We start from the raw sequence: 16,375 nt of genomic DNA, 5'->3' as shown, positions 1-16,375 counted from the left end.
CGCGAGCCGCTCGGCCGCGGTCACCGCCCGGACCCCCGGAAGGGGACCGCGGGGACGACACCACCGGAACCTTCCGCTTCACCGTGGCGGAAGTCCGCCGGCTCCCGAGGGCTCTGCCGCCCCGCCCGGACCGGCCGTCCATGCTTCCCGCTTTCAACCGACGTTCCCCGAGAGGTCATTCGGGGTACACCTCCGTCACCGACGATCCTGGCCCGGCCACACGGGGAGAACGCAGGCGTCAGGGGGAGAACGCAGGTGTCCGAGAACAGACCCGCTGCCGAAGAGCCGCGGTTGACCGTGACCAGACCCCCGCGCCGCCACCTGCGCAGAGCGCTGGCGGCGGCGCTGCCCGTCCCGGTCATCGGGCTGGTCCTGCTCGTGACCTCCGGGAACCTGCTGCTGCCGATGCGGCCGGTGGTCACCATCGAGGCCAAGATGGCCTCCAAGAGGGACTTCTTCCAGGACCCCGAAGTCGAGCGGCTGCTCATGAAGCACGGCTTCCGCGTGCACATCACGAACATGGGCTCGCGTGAGATCGCCAAACAGGACTACAGCGGATACGACGTCGTCTTCCCCTCCGGCCAGCCGGCCGCCGACCTGATCAGCCGGGAGCGCGCCCGGGCGAACCGTCCGGTGCTGCTGTACCGCCCCTTCGTCAGCCCCATCGTGCTGGCCACCTACCGGGACTACGCCGAGGTGCTCGCGGCGGAAGGCGTCGCGGAGCGCCTGCCGGGCTCGGGCAGCCCGCCGATGTACTACACCCTCGACATGAGGAAGTTCCTCGACCTCGCGCTCGGCAAGAGGAAGGGCGTCCAGCGCGACCCGGAGAACGGCTACCGCTGGGACGAGATCGACGACAGGAACCACGTCCACAACGGCAACAAGATCCTCGCCCAGACCTCGGACATCTGCGAGTCCAACTCCGCCGGCACCTACCTCGGACTCGTGGCCTTCGTCGAGCACGGGAACGACGCACCGGACAACGAGGCCGAGGCCGAGCGACTCGCCCGGAGGATCAAGCCGCTCCTCGTCGAACAGGGCCTGCCGTCCTCCGAACGGGCCGAAACATATCTGTCCCCCGACGGGCAGGGCATCGCCCCCATCTCGGTGATCTACGAACACCAGTTCCTCGCCCACCAGTTACGGTACAAGGCGCGGAAGGGCGAGACCGACGACGAGCGCGTCCTGCTCTACCCGTCCACGCGCTTCGTCACCGAACCCCAGCTCGTCGCGCTGACCGGCGACGGCGCGCGGCTCGGCGAACTGGTCAGCGAGGACTCCGAACTCCAGCACCGCGCCATGGAACTGGGCTTCCGGGCCCGCAGCACCGGCAGCGGTGCGAGCGGCGACGACCTCACCCGGTTCCTCACCGAGCGGCGGATCCCGGTGCCCACCACCTCCTCCGACGACACCCGCGCGGTCCTGCCCAGCCTGCCCCTGCTGGAGAAGATGATCGAGATCGTCGGCGACTGCCCGGACAGGAACGGCACCCCGTGAGGCGCGGCGTGGGCCCGCTGATGCTCTGCCTGGCGCTCGTCGCCGCCTTCCTCACCGCCTGCTCGGGCGGCGACGACGACACGGTCCGGCTGCGCGTCCTCGCCGGCCCCGACCTCGCCGTACTGGAACCGCTGCTGGGCGAGTTGAAGGACGAGACCGGCGTCGACCTGCGCCTGTACCACCGGGCCGACGCCGAGACGAAGGCCCCGGACCGCGACCGGTACGACCTCGCGTGGCTGTCCTCCGACCACTATCTGCGTCTCACCGACAAAGACGCGGTCCGAGGACTGCAGCGCACGGCCACCATGACGTCCCCCGTCGTCATCGGCCTGAAGCCGGACGTGGCACGCGAGCTGCGCGCCCGGGTGCCCGGCTCCCGGCTCACCTGGGCGGACATCGCGGACGCCGCCGCCACCGGAACCGTCCGCTTCGGCATGGCCGACCCCCGGCACGCCGGCAGCGGGCTCGCCGCCCTCGTCGGTGTCGCCACCGCCGCGGCCGGCACCGGAGCGGCGCTGCGCCCCGAGGACGTCTCCTGCGACCGGCTGCGCGGCTTCCGCTCCGGCCAGGCCCTCACCGCCGACACCGGCCCCGCCCTCGTCGACACCTACGTCGACCACCAGGACGAGGCCAACGCCCTCATCACGTACGAGTCCGATCTGCTCGCCCTCAACGACTCCGGCCGCCTCGACGACCGCCTGGAGGTCATCCGCCCCGAGGACGGCATGGTCCTGGCGGACTTCCCGCTGCTCCTGCTGAACCCGGCCCACCGTGCCGCGTACGACAAGGTCACGAGGTGGCTGCGGCGCGACTCGGTGCAGCGGCAGATCATGCGGCAGACGGTGCGCCGCCCCGTGAACACGACGGTCACCCGGGACGCGCGGCTGCGCGAACCGGTCGGCAACGCGCTCTTCTACCCCGACCAGCCGGCCGTCGTCGAAACGCTGCTGGCGGACTACGGCGACCCCGACCGCCGCACCACGAGCCAGGTGGTCTTCCTGCTCGACTTCTCCGGCTCGATGCGCGGCGCCCGGATGGCCGCCCTGCGCGAGGCCTTCGCCGGACTCAGCGGCGCGGACCCCTCCGCCTCCGGCAAGTTCACCCGCTTCTACCGGGGCGAGCGGCTGACCGTCGTCCGGTTCGGCGGCCGGGTGCTGGAGCAGACGACCGTCACCGTCACCGGCCCGAAGGATCTGACCGCCCTCGCCGACACCGTCGCCCGGGGCGGCTACGGCGACGCCACCGCCGTATGGTCCGCCCTCGACCACGGCTACCGCACCGCCGCCCGTGAACTGGCCGCCGACCCCGACCGCTCCGTCTCACTCGTCCTGATGACGGACGGCGAGAACAACGCGGGCCTGTCCTACGCCGAGTTCGTACGCCGCCACAAGACGCTGGACGCCGCCGTGCGCGCCGCCGTCCCCACCTACCCCGTCCACTTCGGCGAGGCCGACGCAGAAGAACTGCGGCGCGCGGCGGCGAGGACGGGCGGACGGATGGTGGAAGCCGCCGGCTCGTCCCTTTCCGAGGCTTTCAAGGAGATCCGTGGCTGTCACTGACGCACTGTGGTGGAGCCTTTGGTGGCCGTGGATGACGGTCTGGCTGGTGACGGCCGCCGGCACGGCGGTGCTCGCGGTGATCCTGGTGCGCCATGCCCGGGAGCGGCGCAGACACCTGCGACGCTGGCGGTCGGCGTACAGCATCTGCCTGTACCTCGACGAGCAGGCCGTGATGGACCTGTACGAGCTCGGCAACTACCGGTCCGCGCTGGAGGAGGCCGTCGAACTGCGGACGAAGGTCGACACGAGCGTCGGCTTCTGGAGCCGGGTGCTGACGTCGCTGTTCCGGTTCCGGCTGAAGCGGGACATCAGCCAGGAGACGTTCCGCAAGTTCGTGCGCAAGGACAAGCCGATCAACGTGATCGGCGTGGTCATGGAGGCCTTCGACCGGGCCGACGCCATCGTCCACGCCGACCTGACCACCCTGACCGTCGTCCCGAACCGGAACCTCGCCGACAACCTGGCCGACGGCCGTGCGGTGACCCTGAGCCGCATCGGTGAATTCGTCTCGGTCAAAGGCATGTTCTCGCGCGTGCCGGACGTGACGGAGGGATTCGTCCTGCGGGCCGAGTACGGCGACGAGCGGCCCCCCGTCCACATGCGCGTCGTGGCTCCCGGGAACGCGCGCCGCCCCATCCCGGACGGCACGTTCACGGCCCGCTGCCTCGGCAAGATGACCGGCTGGCGGGAGGACACCCGCGAGGTGACGCTGGAGGCGATCGCGATCTTCTGGTGACCGCCGCTCACCGGGGGTTCGGTCCGGCGAGGACGCACCGCGCGGCGGTCCGGTCCCCGTGCCGGTGAACCGCACCACCCGTCCGGTCGGCTCGCCCTCGGACATGCCGCGTGAGCCGCTGATGCGGAGGTCGCCGTCCTGGCCGAAGGCGAGACCGTCGGGTTTCATCGGAACACCGTCGACATCGCCGGTGAAGAAGGTCCGCCGGTCCGTGCCGTCCGCGGCCAGGCTGACGATCTCGCCGTGCGCGAAGCCGGTGAGACCTGGTTCCACCACACGGCCCTCGGCCCGCCCCCATCCGCACATCTCACCCAGCAAGGGATACGGCCACCACTCCAGGCCCCCTCAGGGACTTCGTCGCGGGCGGTTCCGGCAAGCGCGGCAGAAGGCCGCGCGGGTAGGCTGCGCCGATGCGCACAGTCGAGCTTTTGTTGGACGAGGCCGCGGACCTCGCGGTCCGGGAGGCCTGGCAGCGGCTCGCGGACGCGGGACTGCCCAGTCAGGCGCGTCATCGCTCACCGACCAACAGCCCGCACCTGACCCTGGCGGCTTGCCCGGAGCTGACCGCTCCGATCCGCTGGGAGCTTGCCGCGGTGGCCGCCGCCCTGCCGCTGCCGGTACGGGTCACCGGCGTGGTCCGCTTCGAGCGGCCGACCTCCGTGCTGGCTTGGGCGCTGCATCTCGACCCCGTGCTGGCGGCCCTGCACGGCCGGGTGTGGGACGCCGTGGTCTCGGACAGTCCGCCCGGGACCCTCAACCCTCTCCACGCACCCGCGCGCTGGAGCCCGCACATCACCCTCGGTCGCTCCCGGAGGGCCGGCGCCTTCACCGGCCCGCGGGTCTTCGAGCTGCTGCCGGCGCCGCCGCCGTCGGTCCGGCTCACCACCCTGCGCAGCTACGACACGGAAACGGGCGCCCTGGAGGTGCTGGAACCTTGTCCCTGAGGGCCCCACCCCTGCTGGTCAGCGCACCGAAGCGGCGGCTCGGGCTCACGAGTGCCGGCTTGTCCGTCACATGATGGGCGGGGCGGCTATGACGTGGACCGGATGGCGGAGATGTCGAACTGCAACCGGACCTTCTCGCTCACCATGGCGCCGCCGTTCTTGAGGCGCTGGTTGTAGACCAGGCCCCACTCGGTGCGGTCGATGGTGGTGGTGCCGTCGAAGCCGGCCCGCTCGTACCCGAACGGGTCCAGGACCGAGCCGAGGTAGTCAAGTTGCAGGTCGACGGGCCGGGTGACGCCACGGATGGTCAGCTCTCCCGTCATGCGGAAACTCTCCCCGCCCTCGTGACTGGTGGAGGTGCTGCGGAACACCATCTCCGGATGACGCCGCACGTCGAAGAAGTCGGGGCCGATGAGGTGCGCGTCCCGCTGTTCCACGCCCGTGTCGACGCTGGCGACCCGGATGACGAGGTCGGCCCGCGACTCGGAGGGTCGCGCTCCGTCGAAGTACAGTGTGCTGTCGTAGTCGCTGAAAGCCCCCCGGACCGTGGTCACCATCGCGTGCCGGACGGAGAATCCGATGCGGCTGTGCGGGCGGTCGATGGACCATCGCCCGGTCAGTGCCCGCAGCGTCGGATCCAGTGCGACACCGGTGGTCGAGGCATCCGCTGCGGGCGTGCTGGTGCCGGCCACCGACGCCGGCTCGATGACGGCTGTCTGGCGGCGGCTGAAGATCCCCATGACGTCGTAGGCCCTCTCTGTCTGATTACTCCGTGCTATCACGAAGTCGACAGGTGCCGCGTGGCGAGATGAGCGGCCTCGTCCGGGTTCCATGCCGTCGACCGCAAAGCTGCACAAGATCGACATGAGTGGTCTCCGGCCGACCGGCAGGACCGGTCCTCCGCGGCCCCGCCCGCCCGCGGGCCCCGTCCCGTGGTTCCTCCCGGCCCGCCGAGGGCGCGTCGCCCCTGCCGGCAACGCCCGACGGGGCCCGCTGCCGTCGCGGGCCCCGTCGGGATCGTGCCGCCGGTCAGGCGGGTGCGGGCTGTGTCCGGTCGAGGGTGGGTTCGAGGCGGACGACGATCCCCTTCGACGTGGGCTGGTTGCTGATGTCGGCGACGCTGTCCAGCGGCACCAGGACGTTCGTCTCCGGGTAGTAGGCGGCGGCCGAGCCCTTGGCGGCCGGGTAGGGCACGACCTCGAAGTTCTCGGCCCGGCGCTCGGAGCCGTCCGCCCAGACGCTCACCAGGTCGACACGATCGCCCCGGGCGAGGCCGAGTTCGGTCAGGTCGGCCGGGTTGACGAGCACGACGTGGCGGCTGCCGTGGATGCCGCGGTAGCGGTCGTTGTCCGTGTAGGGAACGGTGTTCCACTGGTCGTGCGAGCGCAGCGTCTGCAGCAGCAGGTGACCCTCGGGCGCCCGGGGGACCACGCGCTCGTTGCAGGTGAACAGGGCTTTGCCGACCTTGGTGTTGAAGACGCCCTCGTTGACCGGGTTGGGCAGCTGGAAGCCCCCGGGGCGGGTCACCCGTGCGTTGAAGTCGTGGAAACCCGGCACGATGCGGGAGATGCGGTCACGGATGGTGCCGTAGTCGCCCTCGAACTTGTCCCAGGGGATGTCCGCCTTGCCGTCCAGGGTGCGGCGGGCGAGCCGGCACAGGATGGCGACTTCGCTGAGCAGCAGCGGGGAGGCCGGTTCGAGGCGGCCTTGGGAGGTGTGCACCTCACTCATGGAGTTCTCGACGGTGACGAACTGCTCGCCGTCGGCCTGGACGTCACGCTCGGTACGCCCCAGGGTCGGCAGGATCAGCGCGGTGTCGCCGCAGACCGTGTGCGAGCGGTTGAGCTTGGTGGAGATGTGGGCGGTCAGCCGGCACGAGCGCATCGCCTCCTCGGTGACCTCGCTGTCGGGAGCGGCGCGGACGAAGTTGCCGGCCAGGGCGAGGAAGACCTTGACGCGGCCCTCGAGCATCGCCTTGATCGAGTCCACCGAGTCCAGGCCGTGCGGGCGCGGCGGGTCGAAGCCGAACTCCTTCTGCAGGGAGTCGAGGAAGGTGTCCGGCATCTGCTCCCAGATGCCCATGGTGCGGTCACCCTGGACGTTGCTGTGGCCGCGCACCGGGCAGGCGCCGGCACCGGCGCGTCCCAGGTTGCCACGCAGCATCAGGAAGTTGACGATCTCCCGGACGGTGGGCACGCCGTGCTTGTGCTGGGTGATGCCCATCGCCCAGCAGACGATGACGCGTTCGCTCCGCAGGACCTCGTCGCGGACCTTCTCGATCTCCTCGCGGGTCAGTCCGGTCGCCGCGTGCACGTCGTCCCAGTCGACGGTACGGGCGTGCCGGGCGAACTCCTCGAAGCCGCTGGTGTGGGTCTCGATGAAGGCGTGGTCCAGGACGGTGCCGGGCCGGGCGTCCTCGGCCTCCAGCAGCAGGCGGTTGAGGGCCTGGAACAGGGCGAGGTCGCCGCCGGGCTTGATGTGCAGGAAGCGGTCGGCGATCTGGGTGCCGCGCCCGAGGATCCCGCTCGGCTTCTGCGGGTTCTTGAAGCGCCGCAGACCTGCCTCCGGCAGCGGGTTGACCGCCACGATCCGGCCGCCGTTGCGCTTGGCCTCCTCCAGTGCGGAGAGCTGGCGCGGGTGGTTGCTGCCCGGGTTCTGCCCGACCAGGAAGATCAGGTCGGCGTGGTGGAGGTCGTCGAGGCTGACGGTGCCCTTGCCGGTGCCCAGGGTCTCGCTCAGGGCGAAGCCGCTGGACTCGTGGCACATGTTGCTGCAGTCGGGCAGGTTGTTGGTGCCGAAGGCGCGGGCGAAGAGCTGCAGGACGAAGGCGGCCTCGTTGCTGGCGCGGCCGGAGGTGTAGAAGACGGCCTCGTCGGGGGAGGCCAGCGCCTTCAGTTCCTGCGCGAGGACGCCCAGGGCGTCGTTCCAGCCGATGGGCTCGTAGTGCTCGGAGCCGGGCCGCTTGATCATCGGCTCGGTGAGCCGGCCCTGCTGGTTGAGCCACATGTCGGAGCGGGCGGCGAGGTCGGAGACGCTGTGCTCACGGAAGAAGGCGGCGGTGATCCGGCGCGTGGTGGCCTCGTCGTTGATGTGCTTGGCGCCGTTCTCGCAGTACTCGTTGCGATGGCGCCGGCCCGGGGCCGGGTCCGCCCACGCGCAGCCGGGGCAGTCGATCCCGCCCACCTGGTTCATGGCCAGCAGGTCCACCCCGGTCCTGCGCGGGGAGGTCTGCTCCAGGGAGTACTCCAGCGCGTGCACGACCGCGGGGACTCCGGCCGCCCACTTCTTCGGCGGTGTCACGGAGAGGGGGGTCTCCGGCTCCTCGCCGGCCGGGTTCTGCATCGGTTCGCCTTTCTCTCGCCGTGTCCGGTACGCCGGTCAGCCGACGGGCCACTGGGCCACGCGGCTCCTGGGCGGTTCCGGGTGATCGTGTTGCACGCGGCCGTTGCGGATGGTGCCGCGCCAGGCCCCGCCCTCCTGCCCCAGCCCCTCGATGAACCGCTTGAAGTTCACGAGTTCCCCGCGCACCAGCCGGGCGGTCAGCCGGACGGCCCCGGACGAGCGGGTGAGGATCCTCGCGGCTCCCCGTGGTTCCAGGAGCATCCGGACGGTGATCGCGGTGCCGCCGGACTCCGTCGGCCCGAACTCGATCTCGCCCTGGTGGGAGGGGTTCTGTCCAAGACCGCGCCAGGCCAGGTAGGTGTCGGGGTCCTGCTCCAGGATCTCGACCGCGAAGCGGTGGCGCAGGGGCCCGTAGCCGATGGTCCAGGCGGTCACGGCGGGCCTGATCTGCTCGACGCTGCGCACCACGGTCGAGAAGCGCGGGAAGGTCTTGAACTGTGTCCACTGGTTGTACGCCGTCCGCACCGGCACCGCGATCTCGACCGTCTCCTCGACGTGCCGCTCCCGCAGCGGCCGGCGGTGCGTGACGCGGTCGCCGTCGGTGCGCGTCCCCGGCGTGTCCGGCACGGCCTGCTGAAGGTCGTCTTCGTGCGCCATCGTGGTCTCTCCTCCGGGGAGGGAGCCGGGCGGGCGTGCGGGCGTCCGGCCTCCCCTCGTGCGTCAGGGTTTCTCTTCCAGTTCCCCCATCGCGCACTTCGAGTCACCCCGGGGCGTCCGTGTCCCGCGAGGGCCGGCCACGGGAAGGGCGTCGAGACTCGTCCCACCGCGCAGGACACGGCCGGCGAGGAAGGACCGGAGCGTGCCGCGTGCCATGTCGTCCCTCGGTCAGGCTCCGAAGCGGTAGCCCATGCCGGGCTCGGTGATCAGACAGCGGGGTGGAAGGGACCCTTCTCCCGTTTGCGTCGCAACTGGGCCGTGCAGACGCGCAGGCAGTCGGTCCTGCCGTTTCGGGAAAGACCCCGGACCTCCTGGAGGAGATGCTTCTGGGGGACGAGCCGGCCCGGACGGGTCACCAGAATTTTCAGCAGATTCCACTCGGCCGGAGTAAGCCGCACGTCCCGCCCGCCCCGGATGACCTTCTTGGCGAGCAGGTCGACGGTGAAGTCGTCCGTCTCGACCGGAGTCGTCTCCGGAACGGACGGAAGGTCCTCGGTGCGGCGCACGGCGGCCCGCGGCTCGTCCATGCTGAACGGCTCGGTGATGTGGCCGTCGGCGCACGCATCCAGTGCCGGGACCTCCTCGCCTGAAGACCGCCGGGCGGACAGGACCGGAACCGGCGCCCGGGTCCAGCCCTGCAGGCCCTTGATGACGTCGACGCCGCCCATGTCGGGCAGACCGAGGCCGAACAGCACCGCATCGGGCGGACGCACGGCGGTGAGCCGCAGGGCCGTGGCCCCGGCGACCGGAGGCATGCCATGGACCGGATCGGTGACAAGCCCGAGGAAGTGCACGATCACATCGAGAAGGAGGAAGCCGCTGCAGCAGAGTGCGGAACGCCGGGGCGAGCCACCACAGACGACGGGACCGCGCAGGACGGGGCCGACTCCTTGACGACGGACCGGCAGCCGGCCCGGCTGTGCCGGCTGGTGACCGTCCCGGGCGGCCCGGCCCTCAAGAAAGCCCTGACCGGTCCGTTTTTCTGCACTTCTTCGGCCTGGGGGAGGTACTGGGCGCCAGGGTGTACGTACCGATCGGTCACGTCGTCGCCGACGCAGGCGGAGCGGTGGGGGCGCCGCTCGCCGTCGCCCTGCTCCCGGCCTATGCCGACTGCGGCCTCCTGCGCCGTTCGGAGCGACGGCGGGCCCGGTCGTCGCGCTCGGCCATCAGCAGTTCGGCAAGGAAGCCGCGATAGGACATCCGGTCGGGGTGGCGGTGGCGGCCTGTCCGGTCAGCCCGCGGTGTCGTTCGAGCGTCACGGCATCTCTCCCTGGATGGCGGGGCGATCGGCCCGCTGCCCGGACTCCTTGTACCGGCAGGGCATGCAGGGGGCGGCCCGAGTCCGGTCGGCGGCCCGAGTCCGGTCCGCACCTGTGTGTCTGTCCGGAGCGGTGTTGCGGATGTGCCCATCGAGCCGCTTGTCGGTGCTGGGGCGCACCGTGTCTCGTGTGCGATCGGGACCGGAGATGTCTGGTGACTGCCCCGTTTCATGGCGTAGCGGCGGTGCGCGGCGCAGACGGAATCCACCGGCCGGGGCATGGGGCGGTCCGCGGTCCTGTCTGTGGAGCGCGCAAAGCCTGAGACAGTGGGGGGATGGACATCGAACGCAGGAACAATGTCACGGTCACCGGTAACCCCCGGGGGCGGACGGTGGTGCTGGCGCATGGGTTCGGCTGTGACCAGAACATGTGGCGGCTGACCGTGCCCGCTCTGGTAGAGGACTACCGGGTGGTGCTGTTCGACTACGTCGGATCGGGCCGTTCGGACCTGTCCGCGTTCTCGGAGGACCGCTATGCCTCGCTGGACGGTTACGCCCGGGACGCGGCCGAGGTCTGTGAGGCGCTCGATCTGCGCGAGGCGGTGTTCGTGGGGCACTCCGTCAGCGCGATGATCGGTGTGCTGGCGGCCGGGATGGCGCCGGAACGTCTCGGGGCGCTGGTGATGGTCGCTCCGTCCCCGCGGTACATCGACGACGGCGGCTACCGGGGCGGATTCAGCGCCGAGGACATCGACGAACTCCTGGTCTCCTTGGAGTCGAACTATCTGGGCTGGTCGGCGGCGATGGCACCGGTGATCATGGGAAACGCGGATCGGCCCGAACTCGGTGAGGAACTGAAGAACAGCTTTTGCGCCACCGACCCGGACATGGCGCGCGTCTTCGCCCGGACCACGTTCCTGTCGGACTCGCGGGACGACCTGAAGGCGGTGACGGTGCCGACGCTGATCCTGGAGTGCACCCAGGACGTCATCGCCCCCCGGGAGGTCGGCGCCTTCGTCCACCGGGCGATCCCCGGCTCGGAGCTGGTCACGCTCGACGCGACAGGGCACTGCCCGCACCTTTCCGCACCCGAGGCCACCAACGAAGCGATCACCGATTTCCTGGCGCGTCTGCGGTGATGTGCCGCACCGGGCAGGAATCCGGCCCGCATGACGCAGACAACGACAAGAACGACAAGACACCGCACGCGGCATTCGCCGCGCTGCTGGAGGACAGCGTCGAGGAACTTTACGAGAACGCGCCCTGCGGGTATCTGTCCACGCTGATGGACGGCACCATCGCCAAGATCAACACCACGTTGCTGGACTGGCTCGGCCTGGAGGGCGAGGCGGTGGTGGGCCGGATGCGGTTCACCGACCTGCTGACCGTGGGCGGCAAGCTGTACCACGAGACGCACTTCGCGCCTTTGCTGCGGATGCAGGGCGAGATCAGCGGTGTCGCCTTGGAGATCAAGGCAGCCGACGGCGGCCGCATACCGGTCCTGGTCTCCTCCGTCGTCAAACACGGCAGCGGCAAAGAACCCCAGCTGATCCGCACCACTGTCTTCGACGCCCGTGAACGCCGCGCCTACGAGCAGGAACTCCTGCGGGCCCGTAAAGCAGCTGAACAGGCACGTAAGGAGGCAGAGGCGGACCGTGCCCGGTTGCAGGACGCCCTGGCCGTGCTGCAGCAGTCGCTGCTGCCCGCCACCCTGCCCTCGGTACCGGGGATGGAGGCGGCCGCCCACTACCGCACCGCCTCCCCGGACCGGCTCGGCGGCGACTTCTACGATCTCTTCCCCGTCGATGCCGATCGCTTCGCCTTCTTCCTCGGTGACGTGTGCGGCAAGGGCCCCCAGGCCGCCGCGGTCACTTCACTGACCCGCTACACCCTGCGCGCCGCCGCCGTGCACGACCCCGACCCCGTCTCCGCCCTGACGACCCTCAACCAGGTGCTCCATGAGCGCTACACCGGCGACGACCCGCGCTACTGCACCACGATTTTCGGCACCCTCGACCCCGACCCCGCCACAGGGCGGGTCACCGTCCGTCTCGCCTCCGGCGGACACCCCCCGGCCCTCGTCCTGCGCGGGAACGGGAAGGCCGAATTCCTCCCCACTCCCGGTGGTTTCCTCGTCGGCGTCCTGCCCGCCGCCGCCTTCTCCGCCGCCACGACCGTGCTGGAACCCGGGGACACCCTGGTGCTGTACACCGACGGCCTGACCGAGGCCCGCACCGGCGACGGCCGCACCGCCCTCTACGGAGAAGAAGCTCTGCTCGAATTCGCCGCCGGCCACGCCGGCCGCCCCGCCCGGGATGTGATCCAGGCACTCACCGGCCTGCTGGACGGCTTCGGCGACGGCCTCGACGACGACACCGCCCTTCTCGCCCTCGGCGTCCCTGCCCTCACCCCTCGGACCGAAGCCACCGCATGAACCCGCTGAAGACCACCACCCGCCACGCTCCCACCGGCCCCGTTGTGGAGATCAGCGGCGACCTCGACTACACCACCGCCGGCGAACTCCGCGCACTGATCACCGCGCTCACCCTCCAGCCCGGCCAGCGCCTCGTCCCCCCCCCCCGCCCCGGGGGGGGGGGCGGGCCCCCAGAAAACCCATCACGGGCCCCCCCGCCGTTCCGCGCTGTGTGCTCCCGGCCTCCGGGTACGCGACGGAAACGCACAACCCCCACTGAACGGCGAGCGTACTGAGAAAACCCCTGCGGTCATCCCGCTGAGCAAGCAATCGGCAGATGGCCCGAACGGGGAAACCCCGCTGCGCTACGCCGCGGCCTGGGACGGGAGCGCGGCGCAGACCGCGAATGCCGGCCGGTTCCTACACGCTCCTTTTCCGCTCACGCCCCCGAACCGGTCACACCGCGGTGCCGCCGGCTCCGGCGATGGCCGCCGAGCCGGCCGCCGGCGAACTGATCACCCACGTGATCCGGCACGTTCCGGGCGCCTGCGGGACAACCCCGCGGATGTCCGGGCAGGAGCCGACGATCACCGTGCGGGGCGGCCCCACCGAGCAGCAGGCGGCCTCCTTCATCTGCTTCATCTGGTGGTGGAGGACGAGCGTCCTGCGAAAGCCCTCCTCCGCCCGGGTCCTCACCAGCGCGCCGTCTGCGGCGCGGCGAACCGGCCCCGCGCATCTCGTCCGGGCGGCTCTCCACACCCGGCAGCGGCGCCGCCCGGAGCTGGGTACCGGGTGATGTCCAGGCACACCACCCGGTACGGCGCGCGGACTCCCCGAACAATCGCCTCGGACAGCGTCAGCGTGTGGCAGCGCGCCCCGAACGGCCCATGAGGAACGTCAGACGCGTGTGCGAGAGGTGTGCCGGATGCTGGAACCCGCCAGGTCCCCGGGGGCGAAGACAGCCGCGGCGATGCGGAGATGAGGCGGCAGTGCCGACCACAGTTCGTCGAGGAGGCCGCTGCGGGTCTCGGCAGTGGTGCGGATCTCCGTGAACGGGGCGCCGGTGGCGACCTCCTGTCCGTTCGAGTGGTAGGTCGTCATGAGTACTCCCTCGCCGGGAGGCAGGTCGCTGATGCGCAGAGTGAGCCGGTTGGTGGCGGTGCGGTCCCCGGCGCTGTGCCGGGCGGCTCCGAACCAGGCCCGGCCGCCTTCGTTGTCCGCGATCACGGTCAGGCGGGGGGTGAAGATCGGCGGGTCGGGTTCGTAGTCCAGTCCGTCCAGGGCCAGGAGCGGAGCCTGTCCGGAGGCAAGCCGGTCGGCCACGGTGGAGACCTGCTCTCCGTTGCCGAAGACCAGCCAGTTCGGACCCTGACGGGCGGCGACATAGTGCCGGAGGCGGTCGTGTTCGCGCGCGTCGGAGGGAGCGACGATCAGTTCGCCCGCGGAGGTGCGGTGCAGGGTGCGGGCCTGGGAGGCAGGGCTGCGCCCGGTGAGGAAGTAGGCGCCGAGCGTGGTGCCGTCGCCGGTTGTGCACCACAGCACACCACGGCCGGGGTAGTCGTTACCGGCCAGTGCGTTTTTCAGCAAGTCCACTGCGGTCGGGCTCCTTTGCGTGATGGCTTCGCGTCGCGAAGTCGGCGTTGACATCCAAGCGGATCACAGGGGCATCCGGCCCGCCCGTCGCATGGTGCCCCGGTCCCCGCCTCTCGCGCGGGGATCATCGCGGAGCCGGATCCCGAACCTGCTCTCACCGATCGGCGGCTCGACGGCGGCCTCGGCCGGTTGACGCGCCTGCTCGACGAAGCGCCGGCACCGCTGGTGTTCGAGATCCGGGCGCCGGCGAGACCGTCCGCGGCGGCGTGGGCGCTGCTGCGGGCCCCGTACGAGCTGCTGGCCGCCCCCGAGGGCGGGTTCCTCGCCGAGGCGCCGAAGCTGTTCGCCGTGGCGCGTCGGCTCGGTCACCCGAGCCCGGCGCAGGCCCTGGACGGGCACCGGCTCGGGGTGGCGTTCATGGCCTCGGCGCCCCGGGGCCGGCACGAACTGGACTTCGAAGCCGAGGAGATGGCCATCCTCAGTGCTGTCGGGAAGACGAACCTCGATCTCGGCGTCGAGGACTCCGGCAATCCCGAGCATCTCGGCCTTCGCCTGTCCGAGCTAGGCGGGATGCCGGTGGTCCATCTGTCGTGTCACGGGCTGCACAACTGGCGTACGGAGCCTGACGGGCCCGCCACTCCCGTCCTGCTGATGGAGGACGATCTCGGGAACGGGTGCCCGACGAGCGCGGACGCGCTGGTGAGCCTGTTGACTCCTCGGCCACGGCTGGCGTTCGTGTCGGCCTGCCTGACCGCGACCGGTGCCGACGTGGCCGGGCATGTTCCCGTCGGCGCCGACCGCCGCGGCGGTCCGCCGGCCGAGCCCGGCGTGTCGGTGGCGCACTCGATGGCCACCGGACTGGTGACCGCCGGGATCCCCTCGGTCATCGGCTGGGACGGCTCGGTCAGCGACCGGGCCGCCACTCGTTTCGCCGAGCACCTGTACCAGCAGCTCAGCCGCCGCGTCGAGTTGGCCGAGGCCGTCGCCCGCGCCCGTCGCCACCTGCTGGCCTGTTCCGACGAGCACCAGCGCGCCGACTGGCACCTGGCGCGGCTGTGGCTGGGGCCGACTGGGGGCGGCCCGCTCGTCGCGGGCAACCGCAAACGCCAGATGGTGCCTCCGCACCACGTGACCAAGACGTTCCTGGACCGCAAGCACCAACTGCCGGTCGCGGCCACGGAGATGTTCGTCGGCCGCCGCCCGGAGACGCAGCACACGCTGCGGGCCCTGCGCGGCGGGCGGAAGGCCGGGGTCCTGCTCCACGGGCAGGGCCGGTTGGGCAAGTCGAGCCTGGCCGCCCGGATCGCCGCCCGGCACACCCACCGCCGAACCACCGCCTCCGGCGCCCGCGCCCGCGTGCGCACCAAAGCCCTCCTCATCACCCCCACCGGCTCCGGCACCGGCCGTGTCGGCGCCCAGGCCATCGCCTCCGGCTCCGCCCGCCTGCGCCCTCTCATCGCCGAGGCCGCCCGCCGCGGTCTGCGCCTGGCCTTCACCGTCCGCCTCGCCAAGACCAGTTACCTGCACCCCTCCGGCAGCAGAACCGACTCATCCGGCATCCGCCGCGATGTCATCCAGCGCACCGACCACACCGAGGAACGCTCCTACGGCTCCGCCCGGACCGGCGGCTTCGACGCCGCCGATTTCGCCCGGCGCGTGGACGCCGCCGGCGGCGACGTCACCACGGCCGTGCACCAGTGAACCGTTTCCAACCTGACGGGTGGTTGGGCCGGCAGCCCCGGCGGCGGGCATGAAGAAAGCTCCTGGTAGACGGGTTCACGACCAAGATCACCAGTCCGCCAGGAGCTTTCGCGTGCTTGTCTACCCGTCCGGCATCGATCTGTCCAGCCGCACCCTGCAATACCTCTCCGGTCTCCTCGCAGGTCACCGCCGCCGGATCGGCTCCCGGTGGCGTCGCCTGACCTGCGGCCGGCAGGCCCTGCTCGTCCTGGCACACCTGCGCTGCGGCGACACCTACGCCCGCCTCGCCGCAGGCTTCCGCATCGGGATCGCCACGGCCTACCGCTACATACGCGAAGCCGTCGACCTCCTGGCCGCCCTCGCGCCCACGCTGGAACAGGCCATGACGACTGTCCGGAAGAAGGCGTACGTGATCCTCGACGGCACCCTGCTGCCGATCGACCGCATCGCCGCAGACCGGCCGTACTACTCCGGGAAGAAGAAGCACCACTCGCCGCCTGATCAAGATGGAAAAGGCTCAGTAGTACTCTAGTTGCAATTCGCTATTCCTGCTGGTCAGTGGTGTGTTCGCGAGTGTACTCGGCTGATGTCCCGTCAGGTGCGGGAGGTTCGTGA

12 protein-coding genes and 4 pseudogenes are annotated in these 16,375 nt (G+C 70.9%); 9 read left to right on the top strand and 7 right to left on the bottom strand.

What is annotated here, in order from left to right:
- Positions 1 to 297 precede the first annotated feature (297 nt).
- From IH50_RS0121470 to IH50_RS0121460, 3 genes are read left to right on the top strand one after another with little or no spacing between them, the layout of a single operon-like run.
- Positions 298 to 1,497, top strand: coding sequence for a hypothetical protein (locus IH50_RS0121470; RefSeq protein WP_199822117.1), 1,200 nt, complete (start codon positions 298 to 300; stop codon positions 1,495 to 1,497).
- Positions 1,494 to 3,056, top strand: a complete 1,563-nt coding sequence (locus IH50_RS0121465) for a vWA domain-containing protein (RefSeq protein WP_078914058.1) — start codon at positions 1,494 to 1,496, stop codon at positions 3,054 to 3,056. Before IH50_RS0121470 ends, IH50_RS0121465 begins: the two co-directional genes overlap by 4 nt.
- Positions 3,043 to 3,792 carry a hypothetical protein gene (locus tag IH50_RS0121460; protein ID WP_158801281.1) on the top strand — a complete coding sequence of 250 codons (750 nt, stop codon included), beginning with the start codon at positions 3,043 to 3,045 and terminating at the stop codon, positions 3,790 to 3,792. The genes IH50_RS0121465 and IH50_RS0121460 overlap by 14 nt, the downstream gene beginning before the upstream one ends.
- Positions 3,793 to 3,846: 54 nt before the next feature.
- On the opposite strand, the pseudogene IH50_RS42715 reads toward IH50_RS0121460, so the two are convergent.
- Positions 3,847 to 4,053 (bottom strand): annotated as a pseudogene (locus IH50_RS42715) (SMP-30/gluconolactonase/LRE family protein); the annotation flags it as partial.
- A 149-nt stretch (positions 4,054 to 4,202) separates the two neighbouring features.
- Here IH50_RS42715 and IH50_RS0121455 point away from each other — a divergent pair.
- Complete coding sequence (locus tag IH50_RS0121455) at positions 4,203 to 4,736, top strand: 2'-5' RNA ligase family protein (protein WP_030864622.1); 534 nt, start codon at positions 4,203 to 4,205, stop codon at positions 4,734 to 4,736.
- A gap of 86 nt (positions 4,737 to 4,822) precedes the next feature.
- Here IH50_RS0121455 and IH50_RS0121450 read toward each other — a convergent pair whose 3' ends face one another.
- From IH50_RS0121450 to IH50_RS43580, 5 genes and pseudogenes are all read right to left on the bottom strand, one after another.
- Positions 4,823 to 5,476 (bottom strand): YceI family protein, encoded by a 654-nt coding sequence (locus IH50_RS0121450; RefSeq protein ID WP_030864620.1) that lies wholly within the window; start codon positions 5,474 to 5,476, stop codon positions 4,823 to 4,825.
- Positions 5,477 to 5,765: 289 nt separating this feature from the next.
- Entirely contained in the window at positions 5,766 to 8,078 is a 2,313-nt protein-coding gene (locus IH50_RS0121445; protein WP_030864618.1) for an FdhF/YdeP family oxidoreductase, read from the bottom strand.
- A gap of 36 nt (positions 8,079 to 8,114) precedes the next feature.
- Positions 8,115 to 8,735 carry an SRPBCC family protein gene (locus IH50_RS0121440; RefSeq protein ID WP_030864616.1) on the bottom strand — a complete coding sequence of 207 codons (621 nt, stop codon included), beginning with the start codon at positions 8,733 to 8,735 and terminating at the stop codon, positions 8,115 to 8,117.
- Positions 8,736 to 8,963: 228 nt separating this feature from the next.
- Positions 8,964 to 9,535 (bottom strand): annotated as a pseudogene (locus tag IH50_RS37900) (winged helix-turn-helix domain-containing protein); the annotation flags it as partial.
- A gap of 382 nt (positions 9,536 to 9,917) precedes the next feature.
- Positions 9,918 to 10,001: pseudogene (locus IH50_RS43580) on the bottom strand (AAA family ATPase); the annotation flags it as partial.
- Positions 10,002 to 10,388: 387 nt separating this feature from the next.
- Between IH50_RS43580 and IH50_RS0121430 the strand changes: the two are divergent.
- The 3 genes from IH50_RS0121430 to IH50_RS41710 all read left to right on the top strand — a co-directional run bounded on the left by IH50_RS0121430 (position 10,389) and on the right by IH50_RS41710 (position 13,262).
- Positions 10,389 to 11,192: an alpha/beta fold hydrolase gene (locus tag IH50_RS0121430; RefSeq protein WP_030864612.1), complete on the top strand. Its 804-nt coding sequence runs from the start codon at positions 10,389 to 10,391 to the stop codon at positions 11,190 to 11,192.
- Positions 11,192 to 12,487, top strand: coding sequence for a PP2C family protein-serine/threonine phosphatase (locus IH50_RS0121425; RefSeq protein WP_030864611.1), 1,296 nt, complete (start codon positions 11,192 to 11,194; stop codon positions 12,485 to 12,487). The genes IH50_RS0121430 and IH50_RS0121425 overlap by 1 nt, the downstream gene beginning before the upstream one ends.
- A 463-nt stretch (positions 12,488 to 12,950) precedes the next feature.
- Entirely contained in the window at positions 12,951 to 13,262 is a 312-nt protein-coding gene (locus tag IH50_RS41710; protein WP_158801279.1) for a hypothetical protein, read from the top strand.
- Between the two features lie 101 nt (positions 13,263 to 13,363).
- Here IH50_RS41710 and IH50_RS0121415 read toward each other — a convergent pair whose 3' ends face one another.
- Positions 13,364 to 14,059 (bottom strand): IMP cyclohydrolase, encoded by a 696-nt coding sequence (locus IH50_RS0121415; protein WP_030864606.1) that lies wholly within the window; start codon positions 14,057 to 14,059, stop codon positions 13,364 to 13,366.
- Positions 14,060 to 14,248: 189 nt separating this feature from the next.
- Here IH50_RS0121415 and IH50_RS39980 point away from each other — a divergent pair, with 189 nt between their 5' ends.
- Positions 14,249 to 15,760, top strand: coding sequence for a CHAT domain-containing protein (locus tag IH50_RS39980; protein WP_234328216.1), 1,512 nt, complete (start codon positions 14,249 to 14,251; stop codon positions 15,758 to 15,760).
- A gap of 112 nt (positions 15,761 to 15,872) precedes the next feature.
- A pseudogene (locus IH50_RS0121405) lies at positions 15,873 to 16,250 on the top strand (IS5/IS1182 family transposase); the annotation flags it as partial.
- Between the last annotated feature and the right edge of the window lie 125 nt (positions 16,251 to 16,375).

Source organism: Streptomyces sp. NRRL S-37 (genome assembly GCF_000721605.1).
In the GTDB taxonomy this organism is placed as follows: domain Bacteria; phylum Actinomycetota; class Actinomycetes; order Streptomycetales; family Streptomycetaceae; genus Streptomyces.
This window is presented reverse-complemented; position numbering and strand designations above follow the sequence as displayed.